Raw genomic sequence first — 16,096 nt, forward strand, 5'->3', positions numbered from 1 at the left:
GGCCGTACGGCGTTCCGGGACCCGCCCGGCCGCGGCGCTCCCGCGCCTCCAGGCGGCCTACGACCGGGCGGCGATTCCCGGGTACGCCTCGCCGAACACCCACGGGTCGGCCTCGCACTCGGCGATGAAGTCGCCGGGGAACCCCAGGGCGAACTCCGCGGCCGACTCCAGCCGCCGCACCGCCTCCCCGGGAAGGAGGAGATCGGCCGCGCCCAGGTTCTCCTCGAGCTGCACGGCGTCGCGCGCGCCGACGATCGGATGCACGGCGGCGGACCGGGCGCGGGTCCAGGCGATCGCCACCTGGGCCGCCGTGGCGCCCAGTTCGCCCGCGACCTCCCGCACGGCGCCCGCGACCGCGTGCTCGCGGGCGGTGAGGGAGCCGGGGTCGACCCGGGTGGCCCCGCCGGTCCCGGCGGCTCCTTCCGGGCCGGTGAACTTCCCCGACAGCACCCCGCCGGCGAGCGGGCCCCAGGCGGCGACGCTCATCCCGAACGCCTCGGCCATCGGCAGCAGTTCCCGCTCGATGTCGCGCCTGAGCAGGTTGTACGGCACCTGCAGGCCCGCGAAGGACGTCCAGCCCCGCCACTCCGCCAGCGTGTTGGCGCGGGCGACCAGCCAGGCGGGGACGTCGGAGACGCCCACGTAGAGGATCTTCCCGGCGCGCACGGCGTCGTCCAGCGCCCGCATCGTCTCCTCCACCGGGGTGTGGCGGTCCCAGACGTGCACCCAGTACAGGTCGATGTGGTCGGTCCGCAGCCGCCGGAGACTGCGCTCCAGCGACAGGGTGAGGTTCTTGCGGTGGTTGCCTGCGGCGTTCGGGTCGGTGCGGTCGCGGGAGAGCGTGTACTTGGTGGAGACGACGAAGCGGTCGCGGCGGCCGGTGAGGAGCCCGCCGAGGACGTCCTCGCTCTCGCCGTACGCCGAGGCGGTGTCGATGACGTTGCCTCCGGCGCCGGCGTAGGCGTCGAGCATGGCGCGGTACTCCCGCGCGGCGTCGGGGCCGCCGCGCTCGTAGAAGGTCATCGCGCCGAAGAACAACTCCGACACCCGCAGGCCGGTCCGGCCCAGCAGTCGGTAACGCAAGGAGGGTCCTCTCAGGATCGGTCGTGTTCGGGGTGAGCGGTCCCCGGCCCCGCCGCCCCGGACCGCCGTGGCCGGTCCCGGCGGGCGGGGCTCCGGGGCGCCTGCGCTTTCAGGGCACGTCGCGTGCCGACATCTCGAAGGAGCCGGTGCTGATGCCCCAGGTCAGGATCCGCCGCGGGCGGATCAGGATCCACGCGGGGTCGAACGGGAACGGCGCGCCGAGGCGCTCGCCCACCCGCTCCCCGCCCTCGGCGCGGGGCTCCGCGTGCCCGCGGATCTCGATCCCGCGCGGCGTCCACGGATCCACGGCCGCGAGGTCGTCGACGACGAACGCCACGTCGGGGTTGTGCCGCGCGTCGCGGAACTTCTTGCTCCCCGCCATACCGGAGCCGGCGACCCCGCCGATCACGATCGCCTCGGCCTCGGGGTCGTAGATGACTCCCACGGGCCTGACCGCCGGTCTGCCGTCGCGGCCGACCGTGGCGAGACGGCCCAGCGGCTGACCGGTCAGGTAGGAGACCTCATCGTCGGTGAATACGCTCATGGATCCGAGCCTGCCGGGCCGGGCGCCGTCCGGGGAGACCGCGGTGAGACTGGTCCCGGCAGGGCCATGATCGCGGTGGGGCGGCGTGCGCCGCGTAGACTCCCCTCATGGGCGACAACGAGCTGGGTGTGTTCCTGCGCGCCCGGCGGGAGGCCGTCACCCCCGCCGAGGCGGGGCTCCCCGGAGGACCGCGCCGCCGTACCCCCGGGCTGCGCCGGGCCGAGCTGGCCACGCTCGCCGGAGTCAGCGTGGAGTACCTCACCCGCCTGGAGCAGGGGCGCGACCGCCGCCCCTCCGCCGAGGTGCTCGCCGCGCTCGCCGACGCGCTGAACCTCTCCGCCGACGAGCGGGTCCATCTGCACCGCCTGGTCAAAGCGGTGACCGGCGGCGCCTGCCAGGGCGGGGCGCCGCAGGTCCGCTCGGTGCGCCCCACGGTGAGGGCGCTGCTCGACCGGCTCGAGCCGGCCCCGGCGCTGGTGGCCGACCGGCTGGGCGAGATACTCGCCCGCACGGACGGCTACGAACGGCTCGCCGGCCCCGTCGGCCTGCTGGACGCCCGCCCGCCGAACCTCACCCGGTTCGTCTTCACCGACGTCCGCGCGCGGGCCGTCTTCCCCGACTGGGACCGGGTCGCCGACGCGCGGGCCGCCGACCTGCGGGCCGCAGCGGCCCTCGGCGACCAGCACGCCGCGGCCCTCGCCGAGGAACTGGCCGTCACCGCCGGCTCCTGTTTCAGCGACCGTTTCGGAGCGCCGGCCGCCCTGCCCGGCCGTACGGGCGTCGAGCGGTGGGCCCACCCCCGGGTGGGCGAACTGCTGCTGGCCTACGAGAGCCTGGAGATCCCCGGCACCGACGAGCAGAGGCTGGTCGTCCACCTCCCGGCCGACGACGCCACCGCGGCCGCGCTCGACCTGCTGAGCGGGGCCGTTCCGGTGCCGCCGGGGTGAGCGGAGGGCCGGGTCACCCCGTCCCCTGCGCGCCCGGCCGGTGCGGCAGGAACAGCGCCGCGAGCGCGCCCAGGGCGCACAGGACCGCGGTGATCAGGAAGATCTCGCTGTACTCGGTGTGCAGCGCGGCCTTCACCCGCGCCTCGTACTCCGCCAGGCGCCGGGCGTAGACGTCGGCCTCGACGCCGAACGGCAGCGGCGTGTCCAGGTGGGCGGTGAGCGACTGGAACCGGTGGAAGCCCCAGGCGGACAGGGCCGCCACGCCCAGCAGCATGCCCATCATCCGGGCCACGACCACCGCCGCCGAGGCCACGCCGTGCCGGTCGGACGGTACGGCGCGCAGCACCGCGGAGGAGACCGGCGCGATGACCAGGCCGAGGCCCAGACCGGCGGTGATCAGGTCGGCGTCCATCCGGTGGCCGGCGGAGGCCAGGTCGAGCGGCCACTGGCCGATGCGGACGTAACCGGCCGTGGCGACCCCCATCCCGAGCACCGTGACCAGGCGCTCGCCGTACCGGCGGGCCATGACCCCGCCGAGCAGGGCGGCCACGGACAGCGCGATGAGGAAGCGGGAGAGCACCAGCGTGCTGTCCAGCGTCTCCAGGCCGAGCAGCGTCTGCGCCGACAGCTGCACGTCCACGAGGGTGACCAGCAGTGCGGACCCGGCCAGGAAGCTGACCGCGAGGGTGGCGAAGAACGGGCCGCGCGCCACCCCGGCCAGGTCGATCAGCCGGGTGCGGGCCCGCGCCTCCCAGACGACGAACGCGGCGCCCGCCACGGTCCCGGCGACGATCGCGGGCAGGCCCCAGGAGGGCAGCACGGACGTGCTCGGGTCGGGGTTGTAGAGCCCGGCGACGAGCAGGCCGAGCGCCAGGGCCAGCAGCAGGCCGCCGCCCACGTCGATCCGGGCGGCCGGGGCCGCCCGCGTCGATCCGGGCGGCCGGGCCGCGGGCATGCCTTCCGCGGGCGCGCCCTCCGCGGGAGCCGCCCGCCGGGGCGGCGGCACCGAGCGCTGGACGGCGATCGCGGCGACGGCCACCAGGGGCAGGTTCAGCCAGAAGATCGAGCGCCAGCCGCCGAGCGGGACGTCGCCCAGGCTCAGGGTGACCGGGACCAGGGCGGCCAGACCCGCGCCGTACAGGGGGCCGAGCACGCTGCCGAGCTCCTGGAGGGCGCCGACCGCGCCGAGCGCCACCGGGCGGCCGCGCTCGTCCCACAGGTCGCCGACGAGCGCCATGGTGATGGGCAGCAGGGCACCGCCCGCCAGGCCCTGGAGCGTACGGCCCGCGACCAGCCAGGGGACCGTCTCGCCGAGCGCGGTGACGACCGAGCCGATCGCGAAGCCCGCCAGGCAGAGGTGGATCAGCGGGCGCCTGCCGTACCGGTCGGAGAGCTGGCCGAGGAGCGGCATGGCCGCGACGTAGCCGAGCAGGAAGCCCGTGACGATCGGCGTGGCCCGCTCCATGTGGTTGAGCGGGACGTCGACGTCCTTGGCGATGTCGACGAGGACGGTGACCACGACGTAGGCGTCCAGCGCGGCGAGCAGGACCGCGGTGCCGCCGACGCCCAGGGCCACGCGCCGCCGTACGGCCCGGCCGCCGCCCGGGGCGTCGGCGGAAGCGGCGGCGGGTCGATGTCCGGATGCCATGGCGTCACCCCGTGGGCGCGGTCACCTGGACCGGCACGTCGTAGTCGGTGAGGGAGACGGTCGCCTTGCCCGTCGCCGAGAGCGGCAGTTCGGCCTTGAGCAGGCGGGAGGTGGCCTTGTCGATCCAGAGGACGCCGTCCACGTTCTGCGCGATGTCCGGCACCAGCGCGGCGAGGATCTGCTGGGAGAGCGTGGCCTCCAGCCGGTAGGCGTCGGCGCCGCCGACCTTCTCCTCCGCCTTCGTCTCCGGGTCCAGCGCGCCCGACAGGAGCTGGACGATGCCCCGGTCGGGGTCGAGGATGGCCGACGGGTCGTAGATGGAGGCGAGCTGGCTCCGCGACATCCTCTGGAACCCGCCGGTGACGCCCTTGAAGTACACGGTGTCCCCGGCCAGGACGAAGCTGATCTCCTGCAGGCTCCCGGCGAAGTCGAGCTGGAGCGTCCCGTCGGCGTCGCCGGTCGCGCTGAGGCGGCCTGCCGCCTTCTTGACCCGGAGCTGCGGCGTGTTCTCGGTCTCCATGGTGAAGGCGGCCGACTTCACGGTCCGCATCGCCGCCGCGGACTTCTTGACGAGGTCGGGTCCGCCGGGCAGCGCGTCCTGGGAACCCGGGTCGCCGCTGCACGCGGTGACCAGGGAGAGCGCGGTGGCCAGCGCGGCGATGATGATCCGGCGAGCAGACATGTCCGGATGGTAGCGATCTGTCGGTCTCGGGAGGGAGGACCGGCCGGTATCGGTTTCGCTTCACCGGAGCGCCGGCGGACGGGGCGCGAGGGCGCGGCGGGACCGGGCGCGGAGGCGCGGCGGGACAGAGGACGGGACGGCCGGCAGGTGCGGCGGGGCAGAGGGCGGGACGGCCGGGCGGGGCGGCGGCGGAGCACCGCCGCACCGGCGCGGGGACACCGGTGGCCGCGCCGGTGCGGCCACCGGGCGGCGGTCAGCGCAGGCTCTTGAGGTGCTCCACCACGGGGCCGTAGGCCGCCGCCAGCTCGTGGAGCTGGTCGTCGGTGAGCAGGTCGATGAAGTGCCGGCGCACGCCCGCCACGTGGTGCGGCGCGACCTTCTGGATGACGTCCCAGCCGTGCTCGGTCAGCACGGCGAAGGTGCCCCGCCGGTCGTCGGCGCAGGTCTCCCGCGCGACCAGGCCGGCCGTCTCCATCCGGGAGATCTGGTGGGACAGGCGGCTGCGGGACTGGATCGTGGCGTCGGCCAGGTCGCTCATGCGCATGCGGTGGCCGGGGCTCTCCGAGAGGTTGACCAGGATCTCGTAGTCGTTCAGCGAGAGCCCGAAGGGCTGCAGCTCACGGTCGAGCCGGTGCTCCAGGAGCTTGTGCACGGCCAGATGGGCGCGCCAGGCCCGTTGCTCGGCCGCGGTGAGCCAGCGGGACTCCTCGTCGTTCACCGGTCGCCCACCACTCTCTCCGCGCGCTGCTCGTCCGTTCCCGCGCCGTCCGTCCGGCCGGAGGCGGCCGGTCCCGGCGCCGCCCGGCGCTCCACCAAATCTAGCGATGGGGCCGCCGGGTTCACCCGGCAGGGGAATCGCTTCCCTGTCACAGTCTTCCGTTCGAAGCGGGCAGGTCCTGTCCGACGCCCGCCTCGGCAGAGGAGCCGGCAGAGGAGAGCGGGAAGCCGCTCCCTTCAAGGGAGCGGAGGAGCCACGCCCGAAACCTACAGCAGAGTGCACGGCGGGCCCAGCCGTGGCGGGTGGCGAGGGCCGCGGGGCTCCCGTGGGGGACGGCGGCGGCCGGTCGGAGGGGGAGTGCCCCGATGGCCGTCAGCCGAGCACGACGGGGTGGTCGGAGACGGCGCAGCCCGCGATCCGGCCGTCCTCACCGGTCCGCCACTCGAGCAGGTGGCGGCCCCGCCATTCCAGGGAGTGGCTCCCGCCCGGCCCGGGGCCCGGCGGGAGGGAGGACAGGTCGGTCGTGCGCAGGCCGTCCAGGGTCAGCTCGCCGCGTTTGACGAGCGCCTCCTTGACGGCCCAGAACCGGATCAGCGCCTCGTTGCCATCGGCCACGGCCAGCTCCGCCGGGCTGAGCGCCTGCGCGGCCAGGGAGGCGTCCAGCGGGCCGGAGGGGACGTGCTCGGTGTCCACGCCGATCCGGCCGGTGCCCGCCGCGGCGCACACGTATCCCCGGCTGTGGCTGAGGCTGACGCCGAGCCGGGGGAGCTCCGCGATGTACGGCCTGCCGTGCCCCGGACCGTGGTACTCGCAGACCTGGAGCAGGGTCAGCCGGTCCTCGGGCACCCCGGCCACCTTGGCCGCGCACCGCCGTACGAGCACGTGGGCGGCGACGAAGTCGCGCCGGTCGGCCTCCCGGGCGAACGCCGCGGCGCGCTCCCGCTCCGTCTCGGTGAGCAGGCCCAGCCCGGCGGGGGAGTAGATCTCGCCGGTCGGGCCGGCCAGCACCAGGGAGTCAGACATCCGCCCAGATTAGGGCTTTGGCGGCATATAGGGGATCATGTCCGCCGGCCGCTCCGCCGTCACCCGTCCTTGCCGTCCTTCTTCCCGTCCTTCTTCCCGTCCGGCCCCGGGGAGGCGGAGGGCTCGGCGGGCTTGCCGTCGGAGCCGGTCAGGAGCTCGTCGGCGGCGCCCAGCACGGTCGCGTCGCTCACCTTCCACTCGCCGCCGATCTCGACCAGGCTCAGCTGCATGTAGGCGCCGAGCATGCGCTTGGTGCCGGAGGTGCTCCTCACCTGGGAGTCGACGACCGTGACGGCCTTGGCCCGGCCGTCGGCGACCTCGGAGACGTAGACGCCCCGGACCGAGGCCGTGGAGGAGGCCCTCATCGCCGTGATCACGCTCTCCAGCGGGCTGAACGCCTCGTCGTAGGCCTTCTCGAACTCCTCGCCGGAGAGGCTGAAGACACGGTCGCGGTAGGACTGCAGGTCGGTGTGGTCGTAGGTCTGCAGGGCCGCGGCGAACTCCCCGGCGGTGGCGGAGACCGCGAGCCGCTCGTCCTTCTCCGCGGCGAGCCGGTCGGCCAGCCGCTCGGCGGAGATCCACTGCACCGCGCCGAACGCGACGGCGCCCGCGACCGCCGTCGCCGCGACCGCTCCGGCCGGCCGCTTCCACCACGCGGGCCTCACGCGGGCCCCGGTCCCCCCGTCCGCCCCGCCGCCGTCCGCTGCGGAGGCTCCGGGCCCGGAGGTCCCCGCTTCGGGGGTCCCGGGTCCGGAGGTCCCCGGTCCGGAGGCCGCCGGTTCGGCGGTCCCGGGCTCGGCGGTCCCGGGCTCGGAGGCCGCGGGCATGTGCTCCGCGGATTCGGGGGTCTCGGAGCCGGGGGTTCCGGCACGGTCCGCGCCGGTCTCCTCGGAGAGCTCCGCGGACCTGGCGGAGGTGGGACTCATGATCACTGCTCCTGTTCCCGGCGGCGGGCCGCCCGGCCGACGGCGATCCAGCCGAGCACGCCGCCCGAGACGGCGACGGCGGCGAGGACCGCGATGACGAAGGGGGTGAGGTTCTGCGGCTCGGCGCCGGAGGCGTCCCGCGCCGAGGCGCCGGGGGCGCTCTCCGCCGGCTGCGGGGTCTCCGGGGTCACAGTGGTCCCGTCGGCCGCCGTCCCGTCGGGTGCCGGTGTCGCGTCGCCGTCCGGGGCCGTGCCCGTCCCGTCCGCGGAGGCGTCCCCGGGGTGGGGGCCGGTGTCCTCGTCGTCGTCGCTGCGGCCGGTGCCCGCGGGGACGGCCCGCTCCGGGCAGGACCGGAGCCCCTGCACCGCCGGCTTGGCCTGCGGCCTGCCGTACTCCTTGGCGAGCGGGGCGCCGCCCGGGACGCTGATGACGAACGTGACCCTGCCGTACAGGCCTCCGGCGTGCTTCTCGGTCACGTCGTCCAGCAGGAGCCGGAGGGTGGGGACCGTCCGCAGCAGGTGGCCGACGTGCGCCCGCGTCGCGGGGGTGAACACCCTGCCGGGTTTCGTGCCCACCGCGGTCAGCGCGCAGGACAGGCCGGGGCGGGCGGTGGTGAGCAGGTGGTCGACCTGGCGGAAGAAGGACGGCCCCTGCTCGAGGAAGGCGTGGATCTCCTTGCGGGACCCGCGGAGGGAGCGGGTCACCGACGCCAGGTCGGTCACGCCCGACGCCAGCTTCTCCCGTCTGCCCGCGAGCGTGCCGGTCAGCCGGGTCAGGTTCACCGACAGCTCGTCCAGCAGCTCGGTGTTCTCGGCGAGCGTGGTGGTGACGTCGTGCGTGTTGTCCACGATCTCGCGGATCGACGCGGTGCGGCCGTCCAGCCCGGTGGCCAGTTCGTGCACGATGGTCCGGGCGTCCTCGGCGGGCATCGCGTCCAGGAGCTTGCCGACCCCGTCGAACAGCTCCCGGTAGTCCAGCGGGACCGACGTGGCGGTCAGCGGGATGGTGGCGCCGGGGGCCAGGTCGCCGCCGGCGGTCCGCTTCTCCGGCGGGGAGATCTCCACGTACGGCTCGCCGACCGCGGACTTGCGGCGCACCTCGGCGGTGACGCCCCGCGGGATCCGCACTCCCCGGTCGATGTCCAGCGCCACCACGATCTTGCCGGGGGCGAGCACGACGCCGTCGATCCGGCCGACCCGCACGCCGAGGTAGGCCACGTCGAAGCCGGGCACCAGGCCGGGGGAGGAGGCGAACTCCACGTTGATCCGGTACGGCCGCTCGATGACGTCGAGCCGGATGACGCTGGTGAACGCCCACACGGTCATCACGACGCCGAGCACCGCGAAGAAGCCGAGGTTGATCCAGACGCGGTTCCTCATCGCGGCGGCTCCAGCAGCAGGCGGAAGTCGTCCACCGAGTTCGGGGTGCGGGGCCGGGACGCGGCCCGCTGCTCGGTGGTGAGCAGGCCCTTCATCCAGATGTAGGCCAGCAGCTGCCCGTTGACCACGATCGGCGGCTGGTCGATGAACCGCTGCAACCGGGCGACGAGGACCTTCAGGTCCTCCTTGCCGCGCATCATCGACGAGGTGACCGCGTCGAAGCGCCGCAGCAGGGTGCGGAGCCGGGCGGCGTGCCGGGGATAGACGGTGGCGTTGACCTCGCGGGCCAGCGCCGTCAGCTCCCGCAGCGTCTTCTTGACGTGCTTGCGGCCGTGGTTGAGCCGGGCGGTGGCGGCCTCGACGTTCCCGGGCAGCTTCTCCAGCTCCGGCGAGCCCGCGGCCAGGTCGTCGCCGAGTCTCGCCAGGGCGTCGACGGTGCGGGCCAGCTCGCGTCGGGACTCGGCGTAGGCGGAGGTGACCTCGGTCGCCTGCCTCAGCAGGCGGTTGAGGTCCTCGCCCTTGCCGCCGACGCCGGTCGCCGCCGCGTCCAGGACGGCGTTCACGTCCTGGGCGCCGAGCGCGTCGATCAGCGGCCCGGCCCGCTCGGTGACCTGCTCGATGTCGGGTTCCACCGAGGTCTTCCCGATCGTCGCGCCGTCCGCCAGGAACGGCCCGGTGTTCATGTCCCTGCCCTCGGGCAGCCGGAGTTCGACGTAGTTCTCACCCAGGATCGAGGTCTTGGCGACGACCGCGGAGGTGCCCTCGGGCACCCGGTTGCCGTCCTCGATGGACATGGTGACCCTGGCCCGGTAGCCCTCCAGGGCGATGTCGGTGACGCTGCCCACCCGCACGTCGGCGATCTGCACGCTGTGCCCGGCGACCAGGCTCTGCACGTCGTCGAAGGTCGCGCTCAGGGTCAGGTCCCCGGAGGGCGCGCCGAGGGTCTGCAGGCCGCACCCGGCCAGGGTGAGCGCCAGGGCCAGGCAGAGGCCGGCGCGTCCCGCCGCCGTGCGCCGCGGGCTCATCCGTTCCCCTCCTTCCCGCACTCGCTCAGCCCGCCCGGCAGGCACGGCACCGGGCCCAGGCCCAGCGCGTCGAAGAGCGGGGTCAGCCAGGCCCGGGTCATGGCGTTGAGCACCAGGCGGAAGGTGAGCACGCTCCGCTCCCGGTCCCAGGCCATGACCGCGCCGTCGACGAACCCGCGGACCCCGCTGACCGCCTGGGCCGCGGACTCGCTGTTCACCTTCAGGGTGAGCACCAGCTCGGCGAGGGAGGCCGTGCCCTTCGGCAGGCGCTGGTGGTAGGCCTCGAGCAGCACGTCGCCGCGGCGCACCAGGTCGGCCAGGCCGCTGATGAAGCGCCGGGTGCGCTCCCGCTCCTCGGCGAGGGTGGCACTGGCCTCGGCGAAGGCGTCTATGGTCGTCTCCACCTGCTTCTCGCGCCGGTTCAGCTTGGCCGCGAGCCGGTTCAGGCCGCCGGCCAGCTCGATCAGCTTCTCGTCCTGGCCGGCGAGGGTACGGCTCAGCGCGGCGGCGTCGTCCAGCGCCCGGTTGATCTGCTCCCCCCGGCCCCGGACGCTGTCGGCCAGGTTCCCGGCCACGTCGCCCACCTTGTCGGTGTCGAGGGCGTCGGTGAGCTTGGTGAACGCCTCCAGCGCGTCGTCGATCTCCACGGGCAGGTCGGTCCGCTCCAGGGGGATCACCGCCCCGGGGGCGATCCGCTCCCTGCCCTCGCGCCACGGCGGGTGGAGCACCACGTTCCGCTCGCCCAGCGTGTTCTGCGCGGCCACGATCGCCTGGACGTCGGCGGGGAGGGGCACGCCGCCGTCGATGAGCAGGTCCGCGCGGACCCGGTCCCCCTCGATGGTGAGCTTCTCGACCGTCCCGGCGTCCAGGCCCATCACCTTCACCTTGGCCTGCTCGTACAGGGAGGGCGCGGCGGCGAAGTAGGCGGTCAGCCGGTACGGCGCCGCCGTGCCGGGCAGCAGCGAGCAGCCGCCCGCCGCGATCAGCAGCAGCACCGCCAGCACCGGCGCGGCCAGCGGGACCGCTCCGCGCGCCGCACGGCCTGGCCCGGCCGGGCCGGACGCCCGCGCCCCGTGCCGTCCGGAGCCTGTCATCGCTTCCCCCTGTCCTCGCGGATGGCGCCGAGCACCTCGGGGTTGATCGGGCCGAGTCCGACGGCGATGGCGTCGATCCAGTGGTTCTTCCCGCCGGTGGCGGCCAGGCCGGAGAAGGTGGGGCCGACCCAGGCGAGGACGGAGTTGAGGGACTCCTTGCCGGCGGAGTCGAGGCGGCCCGCGATCGCGCTCGCGTCGTCCACCACCGCGATCAGGTTCTTCTCGTGCTCGGCGACCAGGGTGGTGATGCCGTTCACCAGGTCGCTGCCGTCGCCGAGGAAGGTCCTCAGCTCGTCGCGGCGGCGCCGCAGCTCCTCCAGCATCACCTCGATCGAGTCGACCAGGCGGTCGATCTCGGCGTCCTTGGAGTCCAGCAGCTTCATGACCCGGTCGCCGGAGTCCAGCAGCCGCTGCAGCTCGGGTTCGCTCTCGCTGATGACCTCCGACAGCTCGCCGATGTCGTCGAGCAGTCTGCTCACCCGGCCCTCCGGGGCGGGCTCGAGCTCCGACAGCTCCCGCAGGAGCTTGTCGACCGCCTCGGTGTCGAGCCGGTCCACCAGCCGGGTCGCGTCCTTGAGCGCGTCCGTGACCAGCGTCGGGGTGCTGGTCCGCTCCATCGGGATGAGGCGCCGCTCCTGCGGCAGCTCGTCCATGTAGGGGCGGGCGACCGGCCCGGTGAGCTTGATGTAGCGCCCGCCCAGCAGGTTGGAGAGGGTGATCTCGGCGCGGGTCTGCGGGCCGAGCCTGATGCCGTCGTCCACCTTCCAGGTCACCACGACGTGGCCCCGGGCGTAGTCGGCGCGCACGCCGGTGACCTCGCCGACGGGCACGCCCGCCACCCGCACCTCGTTGCCCGGGCGCAGGCCGGCGGCGTCCGGCAGGACGGCCGACATGGTGTAGCCGCCCTCCAGCAGCCCGAGGTTGCCGACGAGGAAGGTGGCCACCAGCACGACGGCGAGGGTCGCGGCGGACACCGCGCCGACGGCCAGCCGGTTGCGGTCGCGGAAGGACTTGAGCGCCATCTAGGGCCCCACCAGCACGCGCTTGAGGCCGCTCGCGGACGTCAGCTTGACGGAGCGCAGCGGCGGGGGCTTGTCCATCGGGTAGGGGCAGGGCAGCGGGCCGAGCGCCACGCACGGCACCGCCGTGGTCACGAAGTGGCCGCGGCCGGTCACCTGGAACGAGCGCTGCAGCGGCGGGGTGAGCGTGTCCAGCACCTTCTCGACGCGGCCGAGGTTGCGGCGGACGCCGCGGGTGAGGCGGCTCGCGTTGTCCACGACCCGGCCGAACTCGCGGGCGTTGTCGCCGAGCACCCGGTCGGTGACGCGGGCCGTGGCGGACAGCTCGACCAGGGCCTCGTCGACGAGCTTCTGGTTGCGGGCGAACGCGCCGGTCAGCTCGACCAGGTTGTCCACCAGCCGGGAGATCTGCTCGTCCCGGCGGGAGATCGCGTCGGTCACCGTGGCGTAGTCCTCCAGCAGTCCCTTGATCGTCTCCTTGCGCCCGGCGACGGTGGAGGTCAGGTCGCCGAGGTCGTCCACCAGGCGCGGGATGTTCTCCTGGTTGCCGTCGAGCGCCTCGCCCGCCGCGGTGAGCAGCCGGTTGATCTGCTCGGGGTCCAGGCTGCGGGTGAGCGGGCCCAGGTCGTTGACCAGGTCGCCGATGTCCACCACCGAGCTGGTCCGCCGGATCCGCGCGCCGTCGGCCAGCGTGTCCCTGGCGGTCCCCGGCTCCAGGTAGACCACGCGCCGGCCGATCGTGTCGCGCCAGCGGACCGCCGCGGCGGTGTCGGAGGGCACCCGCACCGAGGTCCGCACGCTCAGGGTCACCTCCGCCCTGCCACCGGCCACCTCGATCCCGTCGACCTGTCCGACCGGGGCTCCGGCGATCTTCACCTCGTCGCCGGGGCGGAGCCCGGAGACGTCGTCGAAGACCGCGACGAGGCCGTAGGTGTCGCCGCCGCCCACCCGGGCGATCTCCGCCCCGATCAGGGTGATCAGCGTGACGGTCACCGCGAGGAAGGCGGTGAGCTTGACCAGCGTCCAGCGCCGCCGGATCTGCTCCCTGGACCGGGTCATCTCGCTCACCTGCCGTTCTCCGGCCCGCAGGCGCCGACGAAGAGCGTGCACAGGTCGGTGTGGATGTAGGCGGCCATCTTCAGCTGGTTCGCCCCGTCCGGGCCCTGGCCGCCGATCAGGTCGTTCAGCTCGGCGACCAGGGTGTTGAGCCCGCGGATGCCGTCACCGGCGATCCCGAGGTCGGCGTAGAGCAGGTTCACCACGCGCTCGGCGGAGGTGCCCGCGGCCCGCACGTCCCCGCGGTGCGAGCGCAGCCCGTGCGCGGTCAGCGCGGAGACCTCGTCGAACTCCCGCAGCAGCGCCCGCACCTTGTCGGCGCGCTCCAGCAGTCCGGGGGTCAGCGCGTTGACGTCGGCGGTGATGCCCACCAGCTCGTCGCCCCTGTCGGCGAGGGCGCCGCTCAGCGCGGCGGCGTCGCCGATGAAGCGGGTGTACTCCCCGCGCCGCCGGTGCGCGACGCCGACGACCTCGCCGGCGCCGTCGAGGAGCTCGCGCAGCTGCGGGCCCTTGCCGTCCAGGGCGCGCCCCAGGGTGTGCACGATGGTCGTGACGTCCGCGGGGTCCACCGCGCCGAGCCCCTCGTAGGCGTCGCCGAGGGAGTCCGACAGGTCCACCGGGTCCTCGGTCCGGGTGATGACGGCGCCGTCGCCGAGGAAGGGGCCGCCCGCCTCCCCGTCGCCGGGGACCAGGTTGACGAACTTGGGGCCGAAGACCGAGGTCGGCTCGATCACCGCGGTCACGGTCTCGGGCACCTTGACGCCGGGGTCGACGTACAGGGAGACCACGGCCCGGCCGGCGGAGTCCAGGGTCACCCCGCTGACCCCGCCGACCGTGATCCCGCGGATCTTGACGGGGGAGTTGGCGTCGAGGCCCTGCCCGGAGCGGCCGAACGCGGCCGACAGCCGCGTGCCGTTCACCTCGGAGGCGCCCCGCACGACCAGGACCAGGGCCGCGGCGACGGAGACGATCACGGCCAGCGAGATCGCGAGCCGGACCGGCAGGGAGAGGCCGTCTCGGGTCATGGACGTCACCCCGTCAGCGGCGTGCTGCTGCCGCCGCCCCAGAACAGGTAGGACAGCAGCAGGTTGAGCAGGACGACGGTGATGATGGACTGGCGGATCGCCCGCCCGGCCGCGACGCCCACGCCGACGGGGCCGCCGGTGGCGTTGAACCCGTAGCGGCAGTGGATGCTGATCACGGCGAAGGCGAAGACGACCACCTTGGCCACGCTGTAGACGATGTCGATCGTCGGCAGGCCGAGGTAGAAGTAGTAGTCGTACACGCCCGGCGCCATGCCGAACAGGACCGTGCACATCAGCCGGGTGGCGAAGAAGCTGGCGAACAGCGCGATCAGATAGACCGGGATCAGCGCGATCAGCGCGGCCACCACCCGGGTGCAGATCAGGTAGGTGAAGGCGTTGATGCCCATCACCTCCAGCGCGTCGATCTCCTCGGAGATCCGCATCGCGCCGAGCTCCGCGGTGAACGACGAGCCGACCTGGGCGGCCAGCGCGACCGCCGCGATGATCGGGGTGATCTCCCGGACGTTGGCGAAGCTGCCCACCAGGCCGATGAACGACTCCGCGCCGATCGCCTGCAGGCCCTGGTAGCCCTGGAGCCCGACGGTGGCGCCGACCGCGAAGGCCATCGTGAACGTCACGAAGATCATGCCGCCGCCGATGATGGTCGCGCCGACGCCCACCACGACGTCGCTGACCTGGCGGAGCACGACCTTGGTGAACCTGGCCCGGAAGACGATGTCCCGGACGGAGTAGAAGACGACCTTCGCGAGGAAGACCGGCCAGTCGGAGAGCCCGGCCAGCCGCTCCGCGCCGTCGGCGAGGGCGTCGTAGGCACGCCGGCCGGCGGTGCGCACGCCCGGTACGGCCGCCATCACAGCGTCCTCGGCGGGTAGGCGAGGAAGTAGATCATCGTGATCACGTAGTTGACGGCGAAGACCAGCAGGAACGTGGTGACCGTGGACCGGTTCACCGCGCGGCCCACGCCGACGGGGCTGGTCTGGCACGTCATGCCGTAGTGGCAGGACATGATCGCCGCGATGAAGCCGAAGATCCACGCTTTCAGCAGGGTGACCAGCAGGTCGCTGGTGACCAGCAGGGAGGTCGCGCCGTCGAAGTAGGCGCCGGGGGTGACGCCCTGCACGATCACGTTGAAGAAGTAGCCGCCGGCCGCCCCGGCCACGATGACCAGCGGGACCAGCAGCACCGCCACGGTGCTCGCCGCCCACAGCCGCGGGGTGACCAGGCGGTGGATCGGGTTGACCGCCATGACCTCCATGGCGGCCAGCTCGTCGCGGATGTTGCGGGCGCCGATGTCGGAGGTCATGGCCGACCCGCCGGCGCCGGCGATGAGCAGCGCCGAGGCCATCGGCGCGACCTCGCGGACCAGGCCGACCACGACGGCGCCGCCGGTGGCCGAGGAGGCGCCGAGCTGCCAGGCCAGGTCACCGACCTGCAGCGCGACGGTCGCCCCCAGCGGGAGCGAGACGAGGAGCACCGGGAGGCTGGTGACGCGGGCCAGGAACCAGCACTGCTCGACGAACTCCCAGAACCAGCTGTTCACGGCCCAGGTGCGGCGGAAGCCCTCGAGGGCGAGCACCGACATGTCGCCGATCCGGCCGAGCGCGGTGGTGCCCGTGCGGACGAGCCGCCCGCCGATCCCGCCGATCACCCCGGCGCCGCCCGCGCCCCTGGAGGTTCCCCGCGTGGCGCCCTGTGTGGCGTCGGCCATCGACCACCTCGGATTCCGCGGCTACGACCTTGGACCAGTCACGCTAATGACGCCTTGTCCAGTAAGTCGATGCTTCGTGCGGAATTTGCGCGAAAGGTATGAGGCCCCGGCGGGGACTTGTCAGGGCCTCACATTTTCCCGGCCGCCGGACGGTCCGCGCGGCCCGCCCCCGGCGCTCGACGGGGTCCCGTACGGCCC

The 16,096-nt window shown here is 74.0% G+C and carries 16 protein-coding genes; 1 reads left to right on the top strand and 15 read right to left on the bottom strand.

Translation table 11 applies throughout. The features are described 5' to 3' along the window. Positions 1 to 57 precede the first annotated feature (57 nt). Positions 58 to 1,083, bottom strand: coding sequence for an aldo/keto reductase (locus ACFOWE_RS16980; protein WP_377288753.1), 1,026 nt, complete (start codon positions 1,081 to 1,083; stop codon positions 58 to 60). A gap of 109 nt (positions 1,084 to 1,192) precedes the next feature. Beyond that, positions 1,193 to 1,627, bottom strand: a complete 435-nt coding sequence (locus tag ACFOWE_RS16985) for a PPOX class F420-dependent oxidoreductase (protein ID WP_377288755.1) — start codon at positions 1,625 to 1,627, stop codon at positions 1,193 to 1,195. 107 nt (positions 1,628 to 1,734) lie between these two features. Between ACFOWE_RS16985 and ACFOWE_RS16990 the strand changes: the two genes are divergently transcribed. Then, on the top strand, positions 1,735 to 2,574 hold the full coding sequence (locus ACFOWE_RS16990; RefSeq protein ID WP_377288757.1) for a helix-turn-helix domain-containing protein: 840 nt from the start codon (positions 1,735 to 1,737) through the stop codon (positions 2,572 to 2,574). A gap of 13 nt (positions 2,575 to 2,587) precedes the next feature. Here the strand turns inward: ACFOWE_RS16990 and ACFOWE_RS16995 are convergent, their stop codons facing one another. The 13 genes from ACFOWE_RS16995 to ACFOWE_RS17055 all read right to left on the bottom strand — a co-directional run bounded on the left by ACFOWE_RS16995 (position 2,588) and on the right by ACFOWE_RS17055 (position 15,898). Beyond that, positions 2,588 to 4,222: an MFS transporter gene (locus tag ACFOWE_RS16995; RefSeq protein WP_377288759.1), complete on the bottom strand. Its 1,635-nt coding sequence runs from the start codon at positions 4,220 to 4,222 to the stop codon at positions 2,588 to 2,590. Positions 4,223 to 4,226: 4 nt separating this feature from the next. Beyond that, a complete protein-coding gene (locus ACFOWE_RS17000) occupies positions 4,227 to 4,904 on the bottom strand; it encodes an LppX_LprAFG lipoprotein (protein WP_377288761.1) in 678 nt (225 codons plus the stop codon). A gap of 253 nt (positions 4,905 to 5,157) precedes the next feature. Then, complete coding sequence (locus ACFOWE_RS17005; protein ID WP_377288763.1) at positions 5,158 to 5,622, bottom strand: MarR family winged helix-turn-helix transcriptional regulator; 465 nt, start codon at positions 5,620 to 5,622, stop codon at positions 5,158 to 5,160. Between the two features lie 372 nt (positions 5,623 to 5,994). Continuing rightward, a complete protein-coding gene (locus ACFOWE_RS17010) occupies positions 5,995 to 6,645 on the bottom strand; it encodes a 4'-phosphopantetheinyl transferase family protein (RefSeq protein ID WP_377288765.1) in 651 nt (216 codons plus the stop codon). A gap of 59 nt (positions 6,646 to 6,704) precedes the next feature. Next, positions 6,705 to 7,571, bottom strand: coding sequence for a hypothetical protein (locus tag ACFOWE_RS17015; protein WP_377288767.1), 867 nt, complete (start codon positions 7,569 to 7,571; stop codon positions 6,705 to 6,707). Positions 7,572 to 7,573: 2 nt separating this feature from the next. After that, positions 7,574 to 8,950, bottom strand: coding sequence for an MCE family protein (locus ACFOWE_RS17020; RefSeq protein ID WP_377288769.1), 1,377 nt, complete (start codon positions 8,948 to 8,950; stop codon positions 7,574 to 7,576). Then, positions 8,947 to 9,975 (bottom strand): MCE family protein, encoded by a 1,029-nt coding sequence (locus ACFOWE_RS17025; RefSeq protein WP_377288771.1) that lies wholly within the window; start codon positions 9,973 to 9,975, stop codon positions 8,947 to 8,949. Before ACFOWE_RS17025 ends, ACFOWE_RS17020 begins: the two co-directional genes overlap by 4 nt. Further along, positions 9,972 to 11,069, bottom strand: a complete 1,098-nt coding sequence (locus ACFOWE_RS17030) for an MCE family protein (protein WP_377288773.1) — start codon at positions 11,067 to 11,069, stop codon at positions 9,972 to 9,974. Before ACFOWE_RS17030 ends, ACFOWE_RS17025 begins: the two co-directional genes overlap by 4 nt. Continuing rightward, positions 11,066 to 12,091 (bottom strand): MlaD family protein, encoded by a 1,026-nt coding sequence (locus tag ACFOWE_RS17035; protein ID WP_377288775.1) that lies wholly within the window; start codon positions 12,089 to 12,091, stop codon positions 11,066 to 11,068. The genes ACFOWE_RS17030 and ACFOWE_RS17035 overlap by 4 nt, the downstream gene beginning before the upstream one ends. Next, positions 12,092 to 13,147 carry an MCE family protein gene (locus tag ACFOWE_RS17040; protein WP_377289179.1) on the bottom strand — a complete coding sequence of 352 codons (1,056 nt, stop codon included), beginning with the start codon at positions 13,145 to 13,147 and terminating at the stop codon, positions 12,092 to 12,094. A gap of 5 nt (positions 13,148 to 13,152) precedes the next feature. Continuing rightward, entirely contained in the window at positions 13,153 to 14,169 is a 1,017-nt protein-coding gene (locus ACFOWE_RS17045; RefSeq protein ID WP_377288777.1) for an MCE family protein, read from the bottom strand. Positions 14,170 to 14,174: 5 nt separating this feature from the next. Next, positions 14,175 to 15,041 carry an ABC transporter permease gene (locus ACFOWE_RS17050; protein WP_377288779.1) on the bottom strand — a complete coding sequence of 289 codons (867 nt, stop codon included), beginning with the start codon at positions 15,039 to 15,041 and terminating at the stop codon, positions 14,175 to 14,177. Beyond that, positions 15,041 to 15,898 (bottom strand): MlaE family ABC transporter permease, encoded by an 858-nt coding sequence (locus ACFOWE_RS17055; protein WP_449301214.1) that lies wholly within the window; start codon positions 15,896 to 15,898, stop codon positions 15,041 to 15,043. Before ACFOWE_RS17055 ends, ACFOWE_RS17050 begins: the two co-directional genes overlap by 1 nt. Between the last annotated feature and the right edge of the window lie 198 nt (positions 15,899 to 16,096).

The organism is Planomonospora corallina (assembly GCF_042650625.1).
Classification (GTDB): Bacteria; Actinomycetota; Actinomycetes; order Streptosporangiales; family Streptosporangiaceae; genus Planomonospora_B; species Planomonospora_B corallina.

What these genes read in the sequence shown, in the direction of transcription:
- ACFOWE_RS17000 (WP_377288761.1), bottom strand. Translation starts at nt 4,904, where the DNA reads ATGTCTGCTCGCCGGATCATCATCGCCGCGCTGGCCACCGCGCTCTCC.
- ACFOWE_RS16985 (WP_377288755.1), bottom strand. Translation starts at nt 1,627, where the DNA reads ATGAGCGTATTCACCGACGATGAGGTCTCCTACCTGACCGGTCAGCCG.
- ACFOWE_RS17040 (WP_377289179.1), bottom strand. Translation starts at nt 13,147, where the DNA reads ATGACCCGGTCCAGGGAGCAGATCCGGCGGCGCTGGACGCTGGTCAAG.
- ACFOWE_RS17035 (WP_377288775.1), bottom strand. Translation starts at nt 12,091, where the DNA reads ATGGCGCTCAAGTCCTTCCGCGACCGCAACCGGCTGGCCGTCGGCGCG.
- ACFOWE_RS17010 (WP_377288765.1), bottom strand. Translation starts at nt 6,645, where the DNA reads ATGTCTGACTCCCTGGTGCTGGCCGGCCCGACCGGCGAGATCTACTCC.
- ACFOWE_RS17020 (WP_377288769.1), bottom strand. Translation starts at nt 8,950, where the DNA reads ATGAGGAACCGCGTCTGGATCAACCTCGGCTTCTTCGCGGTGCTCGGC.
- ACFOWE_RS17025 (WP_377288771.1), bottom strand. Translation starts at nt 9,975, where the DNA reads ATGAGCCCGCGGCGCACGGCGGCGGGACGCGCCGGCCTCTGCCTGGCC.
- ACFOWE_RS17030 (WP_377288773.1), bottom strand. Translation starts at nt 11,069, where the DNA reads ATGACAGGCTCCGGACGGCACGGGGCGCGGGCGTCCGGCCCGGCCGGG.
- ACFOWE_RS17015 (WP_377288767.1), bottom strand. Translation starts at nt 7,571, where the DNA reads ATGAGTCCCACCTCCGCCAGGTCCGCGGAGCTCTCCGAGGAGACCGGC.
- ACFOWE_RS16995 (WP_377288759.1), bottom strand. Translation starts at nt 4,222, where the DNA reads ATGGCATCCGGACATCGACCCGCCGCCGCTTCCGCCGACGCCCCGGGC.
- ACFOWE_RS17050 (WP_377288779.1), bottom strand. Translation starts at nt 15,041, where the DNA reads ATGGCGGCCGTACCGGGCGTGCGCACCGCCGGCCGGCGTGCCTACGAC.
- ACFOWE_RS17045 (WP_377288777.1), bottom strand. Translation starts at nt 14,169, where the DNA reads ATGACCCGAGACGGCCTCTCCCTGCCGGTCCGGCTCGCGATCTCGCTG.
- ACFOWE_RS16990 (WP_377288757.1), top strand. Translation starts at nt 1,735, where the DNA reads ATGGGCGACAACGAGCTGGGTGTGTTCCTGCGCGCCCGGCGGGAGGCC.
- ACFOWE_RS17055 (WP_449301214.1), bottom strand. Translation starts at nt 15,898, where the DNA reads ATGGCCGACGCCACACAGGGCGCCACGCGGGGAACCTCCAGGGGCGCG.